This is a genomic window from Methylobacterium sp. GXF4 (assembly GCF_000272495.1).
In the GTDB taxonomy this organism is placed as follows: Bacteria; Pseudomonadota; Alphaproteobacteria; order Rhizobiales; family Beijerinckiaceae; genus Methylobacterium; species Methylobacterium brachiatum.
Window position 1 is genome coordinate 19067 of record NZ_AKFK01000053.1, and the last position, 18208, is coordinate 37274.

18 protein-coding genes are annotated in these 18208 nt (G+C 69.6%); 13 read left to right on the forward strand and 5 right to left on the reverse strand.

Translation table 11 applies throughout. The features are described 5' to 3' along the window. Positions 1–38 precede the first annotated feature (38 nt). The 8 genes from WYO_RS10325 to WYO_RS10360 all read left to right on the forward strand — a co-directional run bounded on the left by WYO_RS10325 (position 39) and on the right by WYO_RS10360 (position 9295). Positions 39–782, forward strand: coding sequence for a (Fe-S)-binding protein (locus WYO_RS10325; protein WP_007562007.1), 744 nt, complete (start codon positions 39–41; stop codon positions 780–782). Further along, positions 779–2350 (forward strand): lactate utilization protein B, encoded by a 1572-nt coding sequence (locus tag WYO_RS10330; RefSeq protein ID WP_007562009.1) that lies wholly within the window; start codon positions 779–781, stop codon positions 2348–2350. The genes WYO_RS10325 and WYO_RS10330 overlap by 4 nt, the downstream gene beginning before the upstream one ends. Further along, entirely contained in the window at positions 2347–2934 is a 588-nt protein-coding gene (locus tag WYO_RS10335; RefSeq protein WP_007562012.1) for an LUD domain-containing protein, read from the forward strand. Before WYO_RS10330 ends, WYO_RS10335 begins: the two co-directional genes overlap by 4 nt. Positions 2935–3003: 69 nt before the next feature. After that, positions 3004–3864 (forward strand): transglutaminase family protein, encoded by an 861-nt coding sequence (locus WYO_RS10340; RefSeq protein ID WP_007562013.1) that lies wholly within the window; start codon positions 3004–3006, stop codon positions 3862–3864. Between the two features lie 69 nt (positions 3865–3933). Beyond that, positions 3934–5313, forward strand: coding sequence for an ethanolamine ammonia-lyase subunit EutB (locus WYO_RS10345; RefSeq protein ID WP_007562016.1), 1380 nt, complete (start codon positions 3934–3936; stop codon positions 5311–5313). Then, positions 5310–6095, forward strand: a complete 786-nt coding sequence (eutC, locus tag WYO_RS10350; RefSeq protein ID WP_007562018.1) for an ethanolamine ammonia-lyase subunit EutC — start codon at positions 5310–5312, stop codon at positions 6093–6095. The genes WYO_RS10345 and eutC overlap by 4 nt, the downstream gene beginning before the upstream one ends. Before the next feature lie 580 nt (positions 6096–6675). Continuing rightward, positions 6676–8406 carry a dihydroxy-acid dehydratase gene (ilvD, locus tag WYO_RS10355; protein WP_007562020.1) on the forward strand — a complete coding sequence of 577 codons (1731 nt, stop codon included), beginning with the start codon at positions 6676–6678 and terminating at the stop codon, positions 8404–8406. Continuing rightward, the gene (locus tag WYO_RS10360) at positions 8393–9295 is read left to right on the forward strand and encodes a tetratricopeptide repeat protein (protein ID WP_007562022.1); all 903 of its coding nucleotides are present in this window, start codon (positions 8393–8395) and stop codon (positions 9293–9295) included. Before ilvD ends, WYO_RS10360 begins: the two co-directional genes overlap by 14 nt. Positions 9296–9313: 18 nt before the next feature. Here the strand turns inward: WYO_RS10360 and WYO_RS10365 are convergent, their stop codons facing one another. From WYO_RS10365 to WYO_RS10375, 3 genes are all read right to left on the reverse strand, one after another. After that, positions 9314–9937: a glutathione S-transferase family protein gene (locus tag WYO_RS10365; RefSeq protein ID WP_007562025.1), complete on the reverse strand. Its 624-nt coding sequence runs from the start codon at positions 9935–9937 to the stop codon at positions 9314–9316. Between the two features lie 124 nt (positions 9938–10061). Then, positions 10062–10685: a glutathione S-transferase family protein gene (locus tag WYO_RS10370; protein WP_007562026.1), complete on the reverse strand. Its 624-nt coding sequence runs from the start codon at positions 10683–10685 to the stop codon at positions 10062–10064. Between the two features lie 112 nt (positions 10686–10797). After that, complete coding sequence (locus WYO_RS10375; RefSeq protein ID WP_007562028.1) at positions 10798–11304, reverse strand: peptide deformylase; 507 nt, start codon at positions 11302–11304, stop codon at positions 10798–10800. Between the two features lie 162 nt (positions 11305–11466). Between WYO_RS10375 and WYO_RS10380 the strand changes: the two genes are divergently transcribed. Beyond that, positions 11467–12081, forward strand: a complete 615-nt coding sequence (locus tag WYO_RS10380; RefSeq protein WP_007562031.1) for an NIPSNAP family protein — start codon at positions 11467–11469, stop codon at positions 12079–12081. 382 nt (positions 12082–12463) lie between these two features. On the opposite strand, the gene xth is transcribed toward WYO_RS10380, so the two are convergent. Further along, positions 12464–13258: an exodeoxyribonuclease III gene (gene xth, locus WYO_RS10385; RefSeq protein WP_007562032.1), complete on the reverse strand. Its 795-nt coding sequence runs from the start codon at positions 13256–13258 to the stop codon at positions 12464–12466. 96 nt (positions 13259–13354) lie between these two features. Here xth and WYO_RS10390 point away from each other — a divergent pair, with 96 nt between their 5' ends. The 3 genes from WYO_RS10390 to glpX all read left to right on the forward strand — a co-directional run bounded on the left by WYO_RS10390 (position 13355) and on the right by glpX (position 16584). After that, a complete protein-coding gene (locus WYO_RS10390; RefSeq protein WP_039902682.1) occupies positions 13355–14041 on the forward strand; it encodes a ceramidase domain-containing protein in 687 nt (228 codons plus the stop codon). A gap of 98 nt (positions 14042–14139) precedes the next feature. Continuing rightward, positions 14140–15456: a homoserine dehydrogenase gene (locus tag WYO_RS10395; RefSeq protein WP_007562036.1), complete on the forward strand. Its 1317-nt coding sequence runs from the start codon at positions 14140–14142 to the stop codon at positions 15454–15456. Positions 15457–15600: 144 nt separating this feature from the next. Further along, positions 15601–16584, forward strand: a complete 984-nt coding sequence (gene glpX, locus WYO_RS10400; protein WP_007562038.1) for a class II fructose-bisphosphatase — start codon at positions 15601–15603, stop codon at positions 16582–16584. A gap of 26 nt (positions 16585–16610) precedes the next feature. On the opposite strand, the gene WYO_RS10405 is transcribed toward glpX, so the two are convergent. After that, complete coding sequence (locus WYO_RS10405) at positions 16611–17552, reverse strand: L,D-transpeptidase (RefSeq protein ID WP_007562040.1); 942 nt, start codon at positions 17550–17552, stop codon at positions 16611–16613. Between the two features lie 341 nt (positions 17553–17893). Here WYO_RS10405 and WYO_RS10410 point away from each other — a divergent pair, with 341 nt between their 5' ends. Beyond that, a complete protein-coding gene (locus tag WYO_RS10410) occupies positions 17894–18121 on the forward strand; it encodes a hypothetical protein (protein ID WP_128754979.1) in 228 nt (75 codons plus the stop codon). The last annotated feature ends 87 nt before the right edge of the window (positions 18122–18208 follow it).

An 18208-nucleotide genomic window follows, 5' to 3' on the forward strand; every position in this document is an offset into this window, starting at 1 on the left:
AGACCGACGGCACGGGCGATCCAGGGAGGTTCCGGACCATGCGGGTCGGCCTGTTCGTGCCGTGCTACGTCGACGCTTTCGAGCCGGAAGTCGGGATCGCTACGTTGGAGCTGCTGGAGCGGTTCGGTTGCACGGTGGAATACCCGTTCGACCAGACCTGCTGCGGCCAGCCCATGGCCAATACTGGCTGCCACGCCGAGGCCGCCGCCACCGAGGCCCTGTTCGTCAAGAATTTTTCTGGCTTCGACTACGTGGTGGCGCCCTCGGGCTCCTGCGTGCACCAGGTCCGCGAGCACCTGACCGCGATCCCGCAGACGGACGAGGTCCAGAAGGTCCGCACCAGCACCTACGAGCTGGTCGAGTTCCTGCACGACGTGCTCAAGGTCGAGTCGCTGCCGTGGGCCGAGTTCCCGCACAAGGTCGCCTATCACGGCAATTGCAACGCGCTGCGGGGCATCCATCACGCCCGGCCCTCCGAGATCGTGAAGCCGTACTTCTCCAAACCCCTCGACCTGCTCCGCTTGGTGAAGGGCGTCGAGCTGGTCGATCTCGCCCGGCCCGACGAGTGCTGCGGCTTCGGCGGGACCTTCTCGGTGTTCGAGCCCGCGGTCTCGGCCAAGATGGGCTACGACAAGGTCGCCGATCAGAACCGCGCCGGGGCGCAATACGTGGTCTCGGCGGATTCGTCCTGCCTGATGCACCAGAAGGGCTGCGCCGAGCGCCTCGGCCTGCCGCTCCGCTACATCCACATCGCGCAAGTGCTGAACGGAGCCGCCGCATGAGCGTCGAGGACCTGAATCCCCGCGCCCGCGAAGGCATCATCCACCCTGAGGTCCGCGCCGCCGACGACGAGAGCGAGCGCGGCCAGGACGGTGGTCGCCTCCAGCACGCCGAGGCCGCGACCAAGCCGATCCGGGCGCCGCAAACCCGGGAGCCGCAGCCGCGCGGCGCCAAGATCCGCGGCGACCGCCCGATCGACCAGGCCGAGGCCGCCGAGCGCTTCCTCGCCGCGCCCCTGCACCAGGCCGCCCATGACGAGCGCCTATGGGACCTGCGCAAGAAGCGCGACGCCTCGGCCCACGGCATCCCGGAATGGGAGGAGCTGCGCGAGCTGGCCTCCGCCATCAAGGCGCACACGCTCACCCATCTCGACCAGTATCTCGAGCAGTTCGAGGCCGCCGCGAAGGCCAACGGCGTCCAGGTCCACTGGGCCGCGGACGGCGCCGACCACAACCGCATCGTCCTGGAGATCCTGCGCAGCCGCGGCGCCAAGACCCTGGTGAAGTCGAAGTCGATGCTCACCGAGGAATGCGGCTTCCGCCACCACATGGCGGCCAACGGCATCGAGATCATCGAGACCGATCTCGGCGAGCGCATCCAGCAGCTCGACAACGAGGAGCCGAGCCACATCGTGGCGCCGGCGGTCCACAAGACCCGCATGGACGTCGCCGAGGTTTTCGCCAAGACGCTCGGCACCGATCCGGACAACGACGACGCCCATTACCTCGCCGAGAGCCAGCGCGAGACCACCCGGCCCTACATCCTGAAGGCGGATGCCGGCATGACCGGCTGCAACTTCGCCATCGCGGAGACCGGCACGGTCGTCACCTGCACCAACGAGGGCAATGCCGATCTGTCCGGCAACGTCCCGCCGCTGCAGATCCACTCGATCGGCATCGAGAAGATCATTCCCAAGGTCGAGCATCTCGGGGTGTTCATCCGGCTGCTGTCGCGCTCGGCGCTGGGCTCGCCGATCACCCAGTACACCTCGCATTTCCGCGGCCCCCGCAAGGGCACCGAGATGCACATGGTGCTGGTCGATAACGGCCGCTCGGCCCGCCTGGGCCTGGAAGAGTTCTGGACCTCGCTGAAATGCATCCGCTGCGGCGCCTGCATGAACACCTGCCCGGTCTACCGGCGCTCGGGCGGCCTTTCCTACGGGGCGACCTATTCGGGCCCGATCGGGCTGATCATCGACCCGACCTTCAACAAGCGGAAATACTCAACCCTGCCATTCTCCTCGACGATGAACGGCTCCTGCACCAACGTCTGCCCGGTGAAGATCAACATCCACGAGCAGATCTTCGCCTGGCGCAAGGTGCTGGTCGAGGAGCACCACATCCCGGCGCTCAAGCAGGGGATGATGAAGGCCGCGGGCGCGGTCCTGTCCCGGCCGGCCGCCTACCGGGCGGCGATCGGCGCCGCCGATTCGGCGCTCAAGGTGCTGCCGCGCTTCGCCGTCTACAACCCGCTCAACACCTGGGGGAAGAAGCGCGAGATGCCCGAGGCACCGCGCCAGACCTTCCACGCCTGGTACAAGCAGAACCGGATGAAGGACTCCGCCCGATGAGCGCGCGCGACGGCATCCTGGCGGCGCTCAAGGCCAACCGCCCGGCGGGCGAGTATCCGCTGCCGAGCGTGCCGACCTTCACGCCGCTGGTCGGCGACGATCTCGTCGAGGAGTTCGGCGACCGGCTGAAGCGCATGGGCGGCCGCATCGAAGACGGCCGCACCGGCGAGCCCCTGGCGGGCGTCCGTGAGCGGCTGGCCGAGGCCAAGGTCATCGCCTCCGCGGTCCCGGAGATCGAGGGCAACCGCGACCTGCGGGCGGTGCGCTACCCGCAGGAGGTCGAGGATGTCGACGTGGCGGTGGTGCGCGCGGTGTTCGGCATCGCCGAGACCGGCTCGGTGCTGTTCACGGAAGGCGAGCTGATCGTGAACGCGGTCGCCTATCTGGCCCAGCACCTGATCGTGCTGCTCGACCCGGCCGACATCCTCCCCAACGTGCAGGCGGCCTACAAGCGACCGGAATTCGGCCGCTCCGCCTACGCGGTGCTGCATACCGGACCCTCGGCGACCGCCGATATCGAGGGCGTGCTCATCCACGGGGCGCAGGGCGTGCGCTCGCTGACGGTGCTCCTGCTGCCGCGCTGACCGGGAACCGCGATCGGGCGCGCCGCTTGCTTGGGCAGCGATCATCTCGTCGCCCGGCAAGGAGATCCGATGCGCTATACCCTCGGTTGCAGCCTGTCCTACAATATTCTCTCGGACACGACCTTCATCTTCAACCTGGAAGTCGCCAAACTGAAGAGCGTCGAGATCCTCAGCGAGAGCCTGGTGCTCACGCCGAACCTCAAGCGCGATGTCTACACCACGCCGGACCTGTTGAACCGCTATCTCGGCGTCAACGTGCCGATGGGCCAGTTCGCCCTGGAGTACAACGCCGAGGTGGAGCTGACCGTCCATCGGGCCGACCCGGCGACCATCAACGAGACGCCGATCGGCGAGCTGCCGCTGGACATCCTGCCGTTCCTGCTGCCGAGCCGGTTCGTCTCCTCCGACCGGCTGACGCCCTTCGCCCAGGCCGAGTTCGGCGCGCTGCCCAAGGGCCATCAGCGCGTGAACCAGATCTGCAACTGGATCCACGACCACATCACCTACAAGCCGGGCACCAGCGACGGCGAGACCACGGCGGACGAGTCGCTGCTGAAGCGGGCCGGGGTCTGCCGCGACTTCGCGCATATCGGCACGGCCTTCTGCCGAGCCCTCGGCATCCCGGCCCGGTTCGTCAGCTGCTACGCCCACGGCCTCGTGCCGAGCGACTTCCACGCGGTGTTCGAGGCCTATCTCGACGGGCGCTGGTGGCTGTTCGACGCCACCCGCCAGGCCGATCTCGACGGGCTGGTCCGGATCGGCGTCGGCCGCGACGCCGCCGAGATCGCCTTCTCGACGCCCTTCGGCAACATGCAGCCGGTCAACCAGCAGGTCCGGATCCAGCGCACCGACGGCCAGGGCAGCCCGATGCCGCGCACGGTGGACGCGATCTCCACGGAAGTGCCCGCGCCGAATGCCGGCGCGGCCTGACCGGACATTCGCACCGGATCACGGTATCCTGTGATCCTGATCCTTGGATCCCGCACGGGGTGAAACCGCATGGCCTACCGCCACGTCGTCGGCCCACGCACCCACGTCTTCGCCGACCTGGCCACGCTGATGGCCAAGGCGACGCCGATCCGCTCGGGCGACCGGCTCGCCGGCATCGCGGCCGAATCCGCCGAGGAGAACGCCGCGGCGCGCTGGTGCCTCGCCGAGGTGCCGCTCGCCGACATCCTGGCCCGGCCGCTGATCCCCTACGAGCAGGACGACGTCACCCGGCTGATCCTCGACACGCACGACGCCGGCGCGTTCAAAGACATCGCCCATCTCACGGTGGGCGATTTCCGCGAGTTCCTGCTGACCGCCACCCCGGATGTGCTCACCCGGATCGCCCCCGGCGTCACCCCGGAGATCGCGGCGGCCGTCTCGAAGATCATGCGCAACCAGGATCTGATCTCGGTGGCGCGCAAGGCCCGCGTGGTCACCCGCTTCCGCAACACGATCGGGCTGCCCGGGACGCTCGCGGTGCGACTCCAGCCGAACCACCCGACCGACGATCCGAAGGGCATTACCGCGGCGATCCTCGACGGGCTCACGCTGGGCTGCGGCGACGCCGTGATCGGCATCAACCCGGCTTCCGATTCTGTCCAGGCGCTCGGCGACTTGCTCCAGCTCCTCGACGGGGTGATCCAGAAGCACGCGATCCCCACGCAGGCCTGCGTGCTCACCCACGTCACCACCACGCTCGCCGCCATGGAGCGCGGCCTGCCGGTCGATCTCGTGTTCCAGTCGATCGCCGGCACCGAGAAGGCCAATGCCGGCTTCGGGGTGACGCTCGCTCTGCTCAAGGAAGCCCATGAGGCGGCGCTGGCGCTCAAGCGCGGCCCGCTCGGCGACAACTGCATGTATTTCGAGACCGGCCAGGGCTCGGCGCTCTCGGCGGATGCCCATCACGGCATCGACCAGCAGACCCTGGAAGCCCGGGCCTACGCGGTCGCCCGGCCGTTCCGGCCGCTCCTCGTCAACACCGTCGTGGGCTTCATTGGGCCCGAATACCTCTACGACGGCAAGGAGATCATCCGGGCCGGGCTGGAGGACCATTTCTGCGGCAAGCTGATGGGCGTGCCCCTCGGCGTCGACGTCTGCTACACCAACCATGCCGAGGCCGATCAGGATGACATGGACACCCTGCTGACGCTGCTGGGCGCAGCTGGCTGCACCTACATCATGGGCATCCCGGGGGCCGACGATGTGATGCTGAACTACCAATCCACATCGTTCCACGATTCTCTTTACTTGCGCGAGGTGCTGGGCCTGAAGCGCGCCCCCGAATTCGAGGCCTGGCTGCACGGCATCGGCCTGACCGACGGATCCGGCGCGCTGCTGCCGGGATCGGGCGCGCCGCTCCTCGCCGCGGCTCCGGATCTCGCCGCATGAGCGACCCTAGAGAGATCTGGGCCAGGCTCGCCGGGCTGACCCCGGCCCGGATCGGGCTCGGCCGCGCCGGCAGCGGCCTGCCGACCCGGGAGGTGCTGCGCTTCGGTCTCGACCACGCCCAGGCCCGGGATGCCGTGCACGCACCGATGGATGCGGAGGCGCTCGCCGGATCCATCGCGGCGCTCGGCTTCGCCACGATCCCGGTCGCCTCCCAGGCCCCCGACCGGGCGACCTACCTGCGCCGCCCCGATCTCGGCCGCCGGCTCGATCCGGCCGATATGTCGAAGCTCCAGGCTGCGGCCGAGCCCAGCGACCTCGCCCTGGTGGTCGCCGACGGTCTCTCGGCCCGGGCGGTGCACGAGAACGCGGCGCCGCTGCTGAAGGCGTTCAAGCCCCTGGCGGAGCAGTCCGGCTGGCGCCTCACCCCTGTAGTGATCGCCAGCCAGGCCCGTGTGGCGCTCGGCGACGCGATCGGCGAGGCCCTGAAGGCCCGGGCGGTGGCGGTGCTGATCGGCGAACGGCCCGGCCTGTCCTCCCCGGACAGCCTCGGCATCTACCTGACCTTCGGGCCGCAGATCGGCCGCTCGGATGCGGAGCGCAACTGCATCTCGAACGTGCGCGCCGCCGGCCTCACCCACGAGAAAGCGGCGTTCAAGCTGCACTGGCTGCTCGCCCGCGCGCTGACCCTGGGCTTGAGCGGCGTGACGCTGAAGGACGAGAGCGACCGCGCGTTGGAAACGGGCGCAGCGGCGCCGGCCCTGCCGGAGCCGGAACGTCGTTGACCCGACGTGACTGTTTCGCGATCGGCACAAGGCCAGATCCGTCGTCTCAACATTTGATTGACCAACCCCGTCATCCCGGGGCCGCGTAGCGGAGCCCGGGATCCAGAAACACTGCTAGATCAGGATCTTGCGCCGTCGGTTGCTCTGGATTCCGGGCTCGCCTGCGGCGCCGCGGAATGACGGCGGCGGGGTCTCGGCTGCATGGCGCCAGTGGTACGGCGCGTCTCTAAGCCTTGGAACCCGTCTCGTTTAAGCCTGATCTGCCGCGTTAAGCAGCCGAAGGATTATCCTTAACCTAATCTCATGCCGGCAATCGACCCGAAGCGTGGCTGTGGCGGGGTCGCAACACCGTAAAACGATCCCGGGTCTGCCCTGAGACCTGCCCGCAAACGCCGCGATCCCGCCATAGTCCGAGCCCACCTCAACAACTGCGGTAAACGGCAAGTTCGACAACGATTTACCGTTTCGAAACGAGGATTTCCCGAGCACGCGGACGGCCCTCCCGGCGCATCGCGAACGGCGACGCGCCGCGGTCTCCTGCACCCTCGGGACTGGCGGCGCGAAGGCTTGGTTCGGGTAGATGGACACGCGTTTGAACGACAAGTCGAAGCTGCCCAGCCGTCACGTCACGGAGGGGCCTGACCGGGCTCCGCATCGCTCGTATCTCTACGCGATGGGCCTGACCCGGGAGCAAATCCACCAGCCGCTGGTGGGTGTCGCCTCCTGCTGGAACGAGGCCGCCCCCTGCAACATCTCGCTGATGCGCCAGGCGCAGGCGGTGAAGAAGGGCGTCGCCGCGGCCCACGGCACCCCGCGCGAGTTCTGCACCATCACGGTCACCGACGGCATCGCCATGGGCCATGGCGGCATGCGCGCCTCGCTGCCGTCCCGCGAGGTCATCGCCGACTCGGTCGAGCTGACCATGCGCGGCCACGCCTACGACGCCCTGGTCGGCCTGGCCGGCTGCGACAAGTCGCTGCCCGGCATGATGATGGCGATGGTGCGCCTCAACGTGCCGTCGATCTTCATCTACGGCGGCTCGATCCTGCCCGGCTCGTTCCGCGGCAAGCCGGTCACCGTGCAGGACCTGTTCGAGGCGGTGGGCAAGGTCGCGGTCGGCGACATGAGCCTCGAAGACCTCGACGAGCTGGAGCAGGTCGCTTGCCCGTCGGCGGGCGCCTGCGGCGCGCAGTTCACTGCCAACACCATGGCGACTGTCTCCGAGGCGATCGGCCTGGCGCTGCCCTACTCGGCCGGCGCCCCCGCACCCTACGAGATCCGGGACAAGTTCTGCGCCACCGCCGGCGAGAAGGTGATGGAGCTGCTGGCCAAGCAGATCCGCCCGCGCGACATCGTCACCCGCAAGGCGCTCGAGAACGCCGCCACCGTGGTGGCCGCCTCCGGCGGCTCGACCAACGCGGCGCTGCACCTGCCGGCGATCGCGCATGAGTGCGGCATCGAGTTCACCCTGTTCGACGTCGCCGAGATCTTCCGGCGCACGCCCTACATCGCCGATCTCAAGCCCGGCGGGCGCTACGTCGCCAAGGACATGTTCGAGGTCGGCGGCATCCCGCTGCTGATGAAGACCCTGCTCGACCACGGCTTCATGCACGGCGACTGCCTGACGGTGACCGGCCGCACCATCGCGGAGAACATGGACCGGGTGACCTGGAACCCGGACCAGGATGTGGTCTACCCGGCCAACCGCCCGATCACCCCCACCGGCGGCGTCGTCGGCCTCAAGGGCAACCTCGCCCCCGAGGGCGCGATCGTGAAGGTCGCCGGCATGGCGGCCGAAAAGCAGGTCTTCACCGGCCCGGCCCGGGTCTTCGACGGCGAGGAGGCCTGCTTCGAGGCGGTGCAGTCGCGGACCTACAAAGAGGGCGACGTGCTCGTGATCCGCTACGAGGGTCCGCGCGGCGGCCCCGGCATGCGCGAGATGCTGTCCACCACCGCGGCCCTCTACGGTCAAGGCATGGGCGACAAGGTCGCGCTGATCACCGACGGGCGCTTCTCCGGCGCCACCCGCGGCTTCTGCGTCGGCCATGTCGGCCCCGAGGCGGCGGTGGGCGGCCCGATCGGCCTGATCCGGGACGGCGACATCATCACCCTGGACGCGATCCAGGGGACGCTCAGCGTCGCCCTGTCCGACGAGGACTTCGCCGAGCGCCGCAAGGCCTGGGCGCCGCGGACGAACGCCGCGACCTCGGGCTACCTCTGGAAATACGCGCAGGGCGTCGGCCCGGCCCTGTACGGCGCCGTCACCCATCCGGGCGGCGCCAAGGAGACGGAGAGCTATGCGGACGTCTAGGACTGACCTCAGCCGGCGCAGGGCGCCGGCCGGGGCCGATCCCGGTCGGTCCCGCTTCCTCAGCCAGATCGCGGCCGCAGCCGGCGTCCTGGTCCTGCTCGCCCTGCCCACCGACGCGCCGCGGGCGCTCGATGCGAGCGTGCGCGCGCCGGTCCAGGTGCCGGTGGCGGATAAGAGCTACCGCTCGGCCAAGGACGCGCTCCGGGCCGGCGTGCGCGAGTACAATGCCGGCGACAAGCAGGGTGCCGCCCGTGCCCTCGAATACGCCGCCGGCCAGGGCCACGCCCTCGCTCTGTGGAAGCTCGGCCGGATGTACGCCGAGGGCGACGGCGTGCCCCATGACGACCTGAAGGCGTTCGAGTTCTTCTCCCGGATCGCCGATGCCAGCACCGACGATGGCCCGGATCCGCAGAACTCGGCCGTGACCGGCAGCGCGTTCACGGCGCTGGGGACCTACTTTCTGGAGGGGATCAAGGGCACCTATGTGCGCCCGAACCCTGAGCGCGCCTACGACATGTTCAACTACGCGGCGTCGTATTACGGCGAGCCCAACGCCCAGTACAATCTCGCCCGCCTCTACCTCGACGGCACCGGTGTCGAGGCCGATCCCCGGCAGGCGGCGCGGTGGTTCAACCTGGCGGCCGAGAAGGGCCATCACCCGGCGCAGGCTTTGCTCGGCGACATGCTGATCAACGGTCTGGGCGGCGTGCCGGTGCAGCGCGTGAAGGGCCTGATGTGGCTGTCGCTCGCCCGCGAGGGTGCGGAGGGCCGCAAGGACGACTGGATCGTCGCGCTCTACGAGAAGAACTGGGCGGCCGCCAACGAGGATGACCGGGCCGAGGCCCAGAGCCAGCTCCAGACCGTCGGCTCGATCCGGCGGCGGCACTGAAGCCGCCGCCGGTCGGGCTCAGCCCTTCTTGGCGTCCTGCGCGGTCTTGAAGGACGGGCGCGCCAGCGTCTCGGCGATGTAGGCCGCGAGCTTGGGCCAGCGTCCGGCATCGACCTGCGCGTCGGCCAGATGGAAATTGTAGAAGCCCGTGGCGACCGAGATGTCGGCGATGCTGAACGCGTCGCCGACCAGGTAGGGGCCGGAGATCTCCCGCTCGAGGCAGTTGAACAGCGGCGGCAGATCGTCGTTCAGCGCCTTCGCGACCGCGGCGTCGTCCGTGGGCTTGCCCATCATGTTGGGCTTCAGGATCCGCTCGACGAACGGCACCACGAGCTTGGCGAACAGCTCCGTGTCGCCGAACTTGTCGAACCACACCGCGCGGCCCAGGGCCTGCGGGTCGGACGGGACCAGAGCCGGCGTCGGGTGCTTGCGCTCCAGATACCAGAGGATCGCCGAGGAATCCGCGAGCTTGAACCCGCCATCCTCGATGGCCGGGATCTTCCCAAGCGGGCTCGCGGCCTGGAAATCCGCGTCGGGCGCGTGGAACATCACCGGCCTGTGCTCATAGGGCACGTTCTTCTCGGCGAGCGAGACCAGGACTTTGCGGACGTAGGGCGAGTAGCCGGTGCCGTAGACGATCATCACATTTCCATCGGGGAGGGGACCGGCGGATGTCGATCCGTCGGTCCAGGGTGATGAAGATAGGGCCGATCGGCCTCCTGCCGACCGGGCCCTGCGCAGCGTTCGCGCAAAAGGCCGCGCCGGCTCACCAGGCCGGGGCCGCGATCGCCGTGACGAAGGCGGGTCGGTCGAGGGTCAGGGCCACCCAGCCGGCGAGCTTCGGCCAGCGCGCCGCATCGACCTCGACCTGCGCGAGCCGGAGATTGTGGAACGGCGCCGCGACCGCGATGTCGCCGATCCCGAAGGCGCCGCCGACCAGGAACGGGCCGGAGATCTGGGATTCGAGATAGTCGAACAGCGGCGGCAGATGTGTGTCGAGCGCCTGCTGCGCCAGCGCCTCGTCGCCCGGCACCTTGAACAGCCGCGGCTTCAGGAACCGCTCCGTAAAGACGACGGAGAGCTTTCGATCGAGCTCGACCTCGCCGAACTTGTCGAACCAGCGGGCGCGGGCCGCGCCCCGAGCGTCGGCCGGGATCAGCGCCGGCTGCGGCGACAGGTGCTCGATGTAGTCGAGGATCGCGCTGGAATCGGCCAGCCGGAAGCCGTCATGGTCGATCGCCGGGATCTTGCCCATGGGGCTCGCCGCCCGGAAATCGGCATCCTCCGCCTGCGGCGCCACCGGCCCGTGCTCGTAACGGATGCCCTTCTCATTCAAGGCTACAAGGACCTTGCGCACGAAGGGCGAGATGCTGCTGCCGTAGATGATCATGATCGAATCCCCCGGAAAGGCGGCGCCTTTCTAGGGTCGTGACCAGCTACGTTGCAATCGCAGCTTTCCCAAGCCTTCGACTCGACATGGGCGTTGACGGTAAACCGATAAGCTATACTGCTTTCGTCGACTTCGTCTTCTCGAACCGCTTGAGCAGACGGTCCCGTTTCAATCGCGACAGGCGGTCGATCCAGAAGATCCCGTCGAGTTGATCGATCTCGTGCTGGATCACTGCGGCCGGAAAGCCGTCCGCTTCCTCCTCGTGGGTCGATCCGTCGAAATCGCGATAGCCGAAGCGAAGGCGGGTGGGCCGCGCGATCCGCTCGCGCACGCCCGGCATGCTGACGCTGCCCTCGTCATGCATCGCCGTGTCGGGCGACGCCCAGAGGATTTCCGGGTTCACGTAGACGCGCAGGTCCTCATCCGGTGACAGCCTGATCACCACGACGCGCTCCGGAACGCCGATATGCGGAGCCGTCAGGCCGATAGCGCTCACGGCGAGCAGCGTGTCCCGCACGTCGTCGGCGAGGGCTTTCAGGCTGGGCCCGAAATCGTCGACCGGGCTGGCCGGCCGGGACAGCCGGGCATCGGGAAACAGGATGAGGGGGCGGGCCGGCATGTCGGGTCAGTCCACCTGTGTGGGTGCGGGGCGCCCCTGTCCTCCACCGGAGCCGCGGGGCGCAGTCAACCGGTTTGGCGGATGCGGCTGGGTCGCCGGGCGCTTTTGCGGGCAACCGAACGGCCGCCCGAGCTTTGGAGGCTCGAACACGCCGAGGTGCCCATGCTCTACGAACTCGCCACGCTCTCCTGCCCCCTGCTTGCCCTCGGGCAGGCCTCCGAGGGCGTCCATGCCTGGGTGGATGACGCCGAGGCCAAGGGACAGCTCCTGGGCTGCTGGCGAACGGAGTTCGGGGCGCTGGGGCGGCTCATCGTGCTGCGGGGATTCGCGGCGCCGGAGGACATGACCGCCGAGCGCCGACGCGCCCTGCTCAGTGCCAACCCGTTCAATGCGGGGAACGTGGTGACGGCGCTGGAGATGGACAGCTACGCGCCGTTCCCGTTCCTGCCGCCGATCCGCACCGGGGATCGCGGCGGGGTGTACGAGGTCCGGACCTACCGCCTCAAGCCCGGCGGCCTCGCGCCGACGCTGGCGGCGTGGGAGGCCGCGATCGCGCCGGCTCAGGCCTACACCGCGCATCTCGTCGTGAACCTGTACGCCCTCGATGGGCCGCCGCGGATCACGCATATCTGGGCCTTCGACAGCCTGCAGCAGCGGGCCGAGTTGCGCGCTCAGGCGATTGGCGCCGGCCTCTGGCCGCCGAAGGGCGGCCCCGACCAGATCGCGGACGCGACCTCGACGATCGCGCTGCCGCAGGGTGCCTCGCCGTTGCGGTGAGGCTGCGGTCAGCCGCTGGTGGATGCGCTCATCGTCGATTCATACGGGAGGGACGCGAGCCATCCGGGCTGTGGCGCGGGTTCCCTCTCCCGTGCGGGAGAGGGACAGGGTGAGGGATGCGCCGTATCCGGAAAGATCGAGCCCCTCACCCCAACCCTCTCCCGCACGGGAGAGGGGGCGTGTCGCGGCCTGCCAAGCCGCTGCGCCAACCTTGTAGCCCCTGCAAGCGGAGGGGAGCTGTCGCGACATCTCCCCATCGCGCGGAGGAGCCTCTCAACCCGCCCTGGGGCGGCCCGCGGTTCCGACGAGCGACGATCCAAGATCCATTCGCGTGGCGGATCTATCCCGTGCCGAAGCCCGATCGCTCCCTCGCGGCCGCGCGCTACCCCGCCGTCAGCTCCACCGTCACCGGCACATGGTCGGACGGCTTGTCCAAACCGCGCAGGTGCTTCTGCACGGCGGCCGAGACCAGGCGGTCGGCGGCGTGCGGTGAGAGCAGCAGGTGATCGATGCGGATGCCGGCATTCCGCTGCCAGCACCCCGCCTGGTAATCCCAGAAGGTGTAGAGCCCGTCCCGCGGATCGCAGGCACGCAGGCCGTCGGTGTAGCCCTCGGCCAGGATGGCCCGGAACGCCGCCCGGGTCCCAAGCAGGAACAGCGCGTCGGAGCGCCACGCCTCCGGATCGGCCGCGTCGGCGGGGTCTGGGATGACGTTGTAGTCGCCCGCCAGAACCACGGCCTTCTCGTCCTCCATCAGGGCGCGGGCGTGGATCCGCAGCCGTTCCATGAAAGCGAGCTTGTAGGGGTATTTCGGGCTGTCCACCGGATTGCCGTTCGGCAGGTAGATCGAGGCCACCCGCACCGGCTTGGTGTCGGGCCCGGAGATCAGCGCCTCGATGTAGCGGGACTGCTCGTCGGATTCGTCGCCCGGCAGGCCGCGGCGGATCTCGGTCATGGCCAGCGGTGCGCGCACCAGCAGGGCCACGCCGTTATAGGCCTTCTGGCCGAGCGTCTCGACCGCGTAGCCGGCGCCCTCGATCTCGGCGCGCGGGAACGCGTCGTCTTGGCACTTCAACTCCTGCAGGCAGACCACGTCGGGCTTTGCCTCGTCGAGAAACCCCAGCAGATGCGGCAGCCGCTGCTTGATGGAGTTGACGTTCCAGGTCGTGATCCGCATCGCCTCGCTTCCGGTCGCCACCCGGCCGTCATCCGCGCTTCGCGCCGCGCTGACAAGGCCACGACTGCGCAAGATTGGGGAGGTATAGGCACCGGAATGACGATGGGGTGGTTCGAGCCGGTCATGGCTTACTGCGAGCGGACCGGGCCGGATTTCTGGGCCGAACCGCTCAACGCGGCGTCGAACGTCGCCTTCCTGGCGGCGGCGGCGGCGTCCGCGCGCCGCGCCCGCGCGGCCGATCCGCCGGACCGCGCCTGCCTGGGGCTCGCGGGGCTGATCGCCGTGGTCGGGATCGGCTCATTCCTGTTCCACACGCTGGCGGTGACCTGGGCGATGTATGCCGACGTCATCCCGATCACGCTGTTCATCGTCGCCTACCTGGCTTTGGCCCTCCACCGGTTCCTGAAGCTGCCGCGCCTGCGGGTCGAGGCGGCGACCGCCGGCTTCGTGCTGTTCAGCTTCACGCTGGTGCCGACCCTCGACGGGCTGACCGGGTCCGACGTCTCCGCCCTCACCAACGGGTCGATCGATTACCTGCCGGCGGTGCTGGCGCTGTTCACCGTGGCGGCACTCGACCGCCCGGAGACCCGGTTCGTCGGGACCGGCCGGCGGCTCCTGGTCGTGGGCGTGCTGTTCCTGATCTCGCTCACCGCGCGCACCATCGACCGGACCGCCTGCGCGGTGCTGCCCACCGGGACGCACGCGCTCTGGCACCTGCTCAACGCCCTGGTGCTCTACGCCCTGGTGGCGACCGCGGTTCGGCACCGCACCGTCCTGGGCTGACCGGGCCGGCGGTTTTCTTGCGGGCGGGCCGGATTTCTTGCAGAGATGCGGCGCATCGGAGGCCCGGTCACCTGCGGGCGCCCGGCACGGAAGGAATCATGACAGTGAGCTACCGCATCGGCGTCGCCGGGCTCGGCACCGTCGGCGCGTCCGTCGTCCGGATGATCGCCCGCCGCCGTGACACCCTGACCGCTTCCGGCCTCGACATCCGCGTCGCCGCCGTGTCGTCCCGTGACCGCAGCCGCGACCGCGGGCTCGATCTCGCCGGCGTCACCTGGTTCGACGATCCGGTGGCGCTGGCGCGCTCGGGCGAGGTCGATTGCGTGGTCGAGCTGATCGGCGGCGCCGAGGGGCCGGCCAAGGCCGTGGTCGAGGCGGCGCTCCAGGCCGGCAAGACGGTGGTGACCGCCAACAAGGCCCTGCTCGCCCGGCACGGCGCGGCGCTCGCCGCCCTCGCCGAGGCGAACGGCGTCGCGCTCGCCTATGAGGCGGCGGTGGCCGGCGGCATCCCGGTGATCAAGACCCTGCGCGAGGGCCTGCCCGGCAACGCCGTCGCCCGCGTCTACGGGATCCTCAACGGCACCTGCAATTACATCCTCAGCCGGATGGAGCGCGAGGGCCTGACCTTCGAGGCCTGCCTGAAGGATGCGCAGGCCCTGGGCTATGCCGAGGCGGACCCGACCTTCGACGTCGAGGGCTTCGACACCGCGCACAAGCTCGCGATCCTGACGAGCCTGGCCTACGGCACCGCCATCGATGCCGACGGCGTCTCGGTGGAGGGCATCTCCCGGGTCCAGCCCCTCGACCTGCGCATGGCCGACGAGCTCGGCTACCGGATCAAGCTGCTCGGCGTCGCCCAGGCCTCGGAGGCCGGGATCGAGCAGCGCGTCCACCCGACCATGGTGCCGAAATCCTCGGCCATCGCCCAGGTGATGGGCGTGACCAACGCGGTCACGATCGACGCGGACGCGGTCGGCGAGCTGACCCTGATCGGCCCGGGCGCCGGCGGTGAGGCGACCGCTTCCGCGGTGGTGGCCGACATCGCCGACGTCGCTCGCGGGATCGTGCGCCCGACCTTCGGGGTGCCGGCCGCCGCGATGCGCGCCAGCGAGCGCGTGGAGATGCAGCGCCACGAGGGCGGCTACTACATCCGCCTGACCGTGCATGATCGCCCCGGCGTCGCCGCGGGCGTCGCCCAGCGGATGGCCGAGCGCGAGATCTCCCTGGAAAGCATCCTGCAGCGCCGCACCGAGGGGGCTGGGTCCGATCCGCGCGGACGGTCGGGCCGGCCGGTGCCGCTGGTGCTGATCACCTACGCGGCCACCGAGGGCAGCATCCGCGCGGCCCTCGACGCGATCGGCGCCGACGGGCTGCTCGCCGAGCCGCCCCAGGTGATCCGCATCGAGCGTGAATAAGAATGCAATCTCCGCGCGTTGCGCCTCACGCCTGATGCAAGATAAGTGATATTCTTGCGGCACGCGTAGGCCGACAGGCGTCGGTCGACGACGATCCAACCGGGATCCGACCTCAAGATCGGGCCCGGACACAGGCAGGAAGCGATGGCCGTGGCCCCCAAGTCCGAACCGCGCGGCGTTCCGCGCACGCTCGCCCTCGAGCTCGCCCGCGTGACGGAGCGGGCCGCCATCGCGGCGGCGCGGCTGCGCGGCAAGGGCGACGAGAAGGCCGCCGACCAGGCGGCGGTCGACGCGATGCGCGACGAGCTCAACGGCCTGCCGATCCGCGGCACCGTGGTGATCGGGGAGGGCGAGCGCGACCAGGCGCCGATGCTGTTCATCGGCGAGCAGCTCGGGCGCGGCGAGGGGCCCGAGGTCGACATCGCGGTCGATCCCCTCGAGGGCACGACCCTCTGCGCCAAGGACATGCCCGGCGCGATCGCCGTGATGGCCATGGCCGAGCGCGGCTCGCTGCTGGCCGCCCCCGACGTCTACATGCAGAAGATCGCGATCGGCCCCGGCTACAAGGCAGGCCTGGTCGATCTCGACGCGAGCCCAGCCGACAACATCGCGGCGCTCGCCCGGGCCAAGGGCGTCGAGCCCGACCAGATCACGGCACTGATCCTCGACCGGCCGCGCCATGCCGGCCTGATCGCCGAGGTGCGGGCGGCCGGCGCCGCGGTGCGGCTGATCTCGGACGGCGACATCGCCGGGATCATCTTCACGGCGAGCCCCGCCGAGACCGGCATCGACATCTATCTCGGCACCGGCGCCGCGCCCGAAGGGGTGCTGGCTGCCGCCGCGATGCGGTGCATCGGCGGCCAGATGCAGGGACGGCTGATCCTCGACACGCCGGAGCGCCGCCGACGCGCCGCCGAGATGGGCATCGAGGATCTGAACCGGAAATACGATCTGGTCGATCTCGCCAGCGGCGACGTGATCGTGGCCGCCACCGGCGTCACCGACGGGGCGCTGCTGCGCGGCGTCCGGTTCCGGCCCGACCGGATCCAGACCGAGACGGTGGTCTACCGCTCCGAGGCCGGCACGGTCCGGCGGATCCTGGGGGAGCACCGCCGCGGCCTGAGCTGACGGCGCCCCCCAAGTCCCGAACGGGATCAGTTCAGGACGACGACCTTCGAGCCGACATTGACCCGGCTGAACAGGTCGATCGCGTCCTGGTTGATCATCCGGATGCAGCCCGAGGACACGCTCTTGCCGATGGAGAACGGCTCGAGGGTGCCGTGGATGCGGAACAGCGTGTCCTTGTTGCCCTGCCAGAGATACATGGCGCGGGCGCCCAGCGGGTTGCGCAGGCCGCCGGCGACGCCGAGCCCGCTCTGCAGCTTGTCGACCTCGCTGGCGAGCTTCGGGCTGCGGGCGATCATCTCCTTGGGCGGGTACCAGTCCGGCCAGGCCTGCTTCGAGTTCACTGTCGCGGTGCCGGACCAGGAAAAACCCTGCTTGCCGACGCCGACGCCGTAGCGGCGCGCCCGCCCGCCCGGCTCGACCAGGGTGAGCTGGTGCGCGCGCGGGTCGACGATGATCGTGCCCGGCTCGTAGGGGCCGTTATAGGCGATCTCCTGCCGGAGGAAGGCCTGGTTCATCTTCTTGTAGTTGAAGGCCTGGATCGGGAACACGTCGTCAGTGATGGGCCCGTAGGCCTTGGCATAGTCGATCGGCCCGTCATCGGGGGCGCGCAGCACGGCCTTGGCCTTGGCCGCCTCGATCGGCGACAGCCCTTCGGCCGGAGGCGCTCCGGCCTGGCGACGCTGCACCGTCGGATCCTCGTCCTCCGGGGCGTAGACCGGGGCGGATTGCGGCGCCGGAGCGGCCTGCGGTGCGGGGCGGACCACCGGGGGCCGGCCGGTATAGGGCAGGTAGCGGTCGCCGCGCCGCACATAGAGCGCGCCGTTCTGGTCCTGGTAGAGCTGGCCGTCGTCGCCGAACCCATCGATGCCGGACTCGGCGACCGGGCCGCGGCCCTGGGCGTGCGCTGCCGAGGCGAGCGCGAGGACGGTGAAGCCGGCCAGGAACAGGCGGCGGATCGGGGCGGACATGGCTCGGTTTTCCCTGGATGGCGCGGCGTCACCGAAATCGTGCGGCGGCGCGCGATCGAGCTGACCGACACGAATACAAGGCCACGCTCATTCCAGGCCTTAGCAAGGATCGCGCGGCATCGCCAAGTTGCGGAAGTCCCCTATGACCGTCGTCCGATGTCTCGTCTGGTACTTCTCTTCACCTGTGTTGCGTTCCTGCCTCTACCGGTTGCGCCGCCGTTCACCCTGCCGGAGGAACGGACGGGACGGCGCCGGGTCCGGAGCGGTTCGGGCTTGCTTCGTCCCTCAACGCAAGGTTGATGGCGACGGCCGGCATCTGCGCCGTGCGAGGGATCTCGGTCGTGCGTGCGAACATTCTATGGGGCGCGGCGATCCTGGCCGCCGCCCTGGTTCTGGGGCCGAGCGCCGAGGCGCGCCGCGCCGCCACGGCCGAGCCGCCGAGAGCCTCCGCGCCGGCCGGAACCTGGACCGCGGGAACCCAGCCCGAGCGCGATTGCGGCCGCGCCCGCCGCAAGTTTTGGGTGCCGCAGGAAGGCTGGATCGTCCGCACCGTCGTGTCGTGCCGGTGATCGGGACGTTTTCTTGGCACGCCCGATTCCCAAGCAATGCTGCCTGGATCACGGGCAATCCCGCTTTCGGGCGTGATCAGGTTTGAC

Bases quoted from the DNA above. Each gene is read 5' to 3' on its own strand.
- WYO_RS10325 (WP_007562007.1), top strand. From the start codon at position 39: ATGCGGGTCGGCCTGTTCGTGCCGTGCTACGTCGACGCTTTCGAGCCG.
- WYO_RS10330 (WP_007562009.1), top strand. From the start codon at position 779: ATGAGCGTCGAGGACCTGAATCCCCGCGCCCGCGAAGGCATCATCCAC.
- WYO_RS10335 (WP_007562012.1), top strand. From the start codon at position 2,347: ATGAGCGCGCGCGACGGCATCCTGGCGGCGCTCAAGGCCAACCGCCCG.
- WYO_RS10340 (WP_007562013.1), top strand. From the start codon at position 3,004: ATGCGCTATACCCTCGGTTGCAGCCTGTCCTACAATATTCTCTCGGAC.
- WYO_RS10345 (WP_007562016.1), top strand. From the start codon at position 3,934: ATGGCCTACCGCCACGTCGTCGGCCCACGCACCCACGTCTTCGCCGAC.
- eutC (WP_007562018.1), top strand. From the start codon at position 5,310: ATGAGCGACCCTAGAGAGATCTGGGCCAGGCTCGCCGGGCTGACCCCG.
- ilvD (WP_007562020.1), top strand. From the start codon at position 6,676: ATGGACACGCGTTTGAACGACAAGTCGAAGCTGCCCAGCCGTCACGTC.
- WYO_RS10360 (WP_007562022.1), top strand. From the start codon at position 8,393: ATGCGGACGTCTAGGACTGACCTCAGCCGGCGCAGGGCGCCGGCCGGG.
- WYO_RS10365 (WP_007562025.1), bottom strand. From the start codon at position 9,937: ATGATCGTCTACGGCACCGGCTACTCGCCCTACGTCCGCAAAGTCCTG.
- WYO_RS10370 (WP_007562026.1), bottom strand. From the start codon at position 10,685: ATGATCATCTACGGCAGCAGCATCTCGCCCTTCGTGCGCAAGGTCCTT.
- WYO_RS10375 (WP_007562028.1), bottom strand. From the start codon at position 11,304: ATGCCGGCCCGCCCCCTCATCCTGTTTCCCGATGCCCGGCTGTCCCGG.
- WYO_RS10380 (WP_007562031.1), top strand. From the start codon at position 11,467: ATGCTCTACGAACTCGCCACGCTCTCCTGCCCCCTGCTTGCCCTCGGG.
- xth (WP_007562032.1), bottom strand. From the start codon at position 13,258: ATGCGGATCACGACCTGGAACGTCAACTCCATCAAGCAGCGGCTGCCG.
- WYO_RS10390 (WP_039902682.1), top strand. From the start codon at position 13,355: ATGACGATGGGGTGGTTCGAGCCGGTCATGGCTTACTGCGAGCGGACC.
- WYO_RS10395 (WP_007562036.1), top strand. From the start codon at position 14,140: ATGACAGTGAGCTACCGCATCGGCGTCGCCGGGCTCGGCACCGTCGGC.
- glpX (WP_007562038.1), top strand. From the start codon at position 15,601: ATGGCCGTGGCCCCCAAGTCCGAACCGCGCGGCGTTCCGCGCACGCTC.
- WYO_RS10405 (WP_007562040.1), bottom strand. From the start codon at position 17,552: ATGTCCGCCCCGATCCGCCGCCTGTTCCTGGCCGGCTTCACCGTCCTC.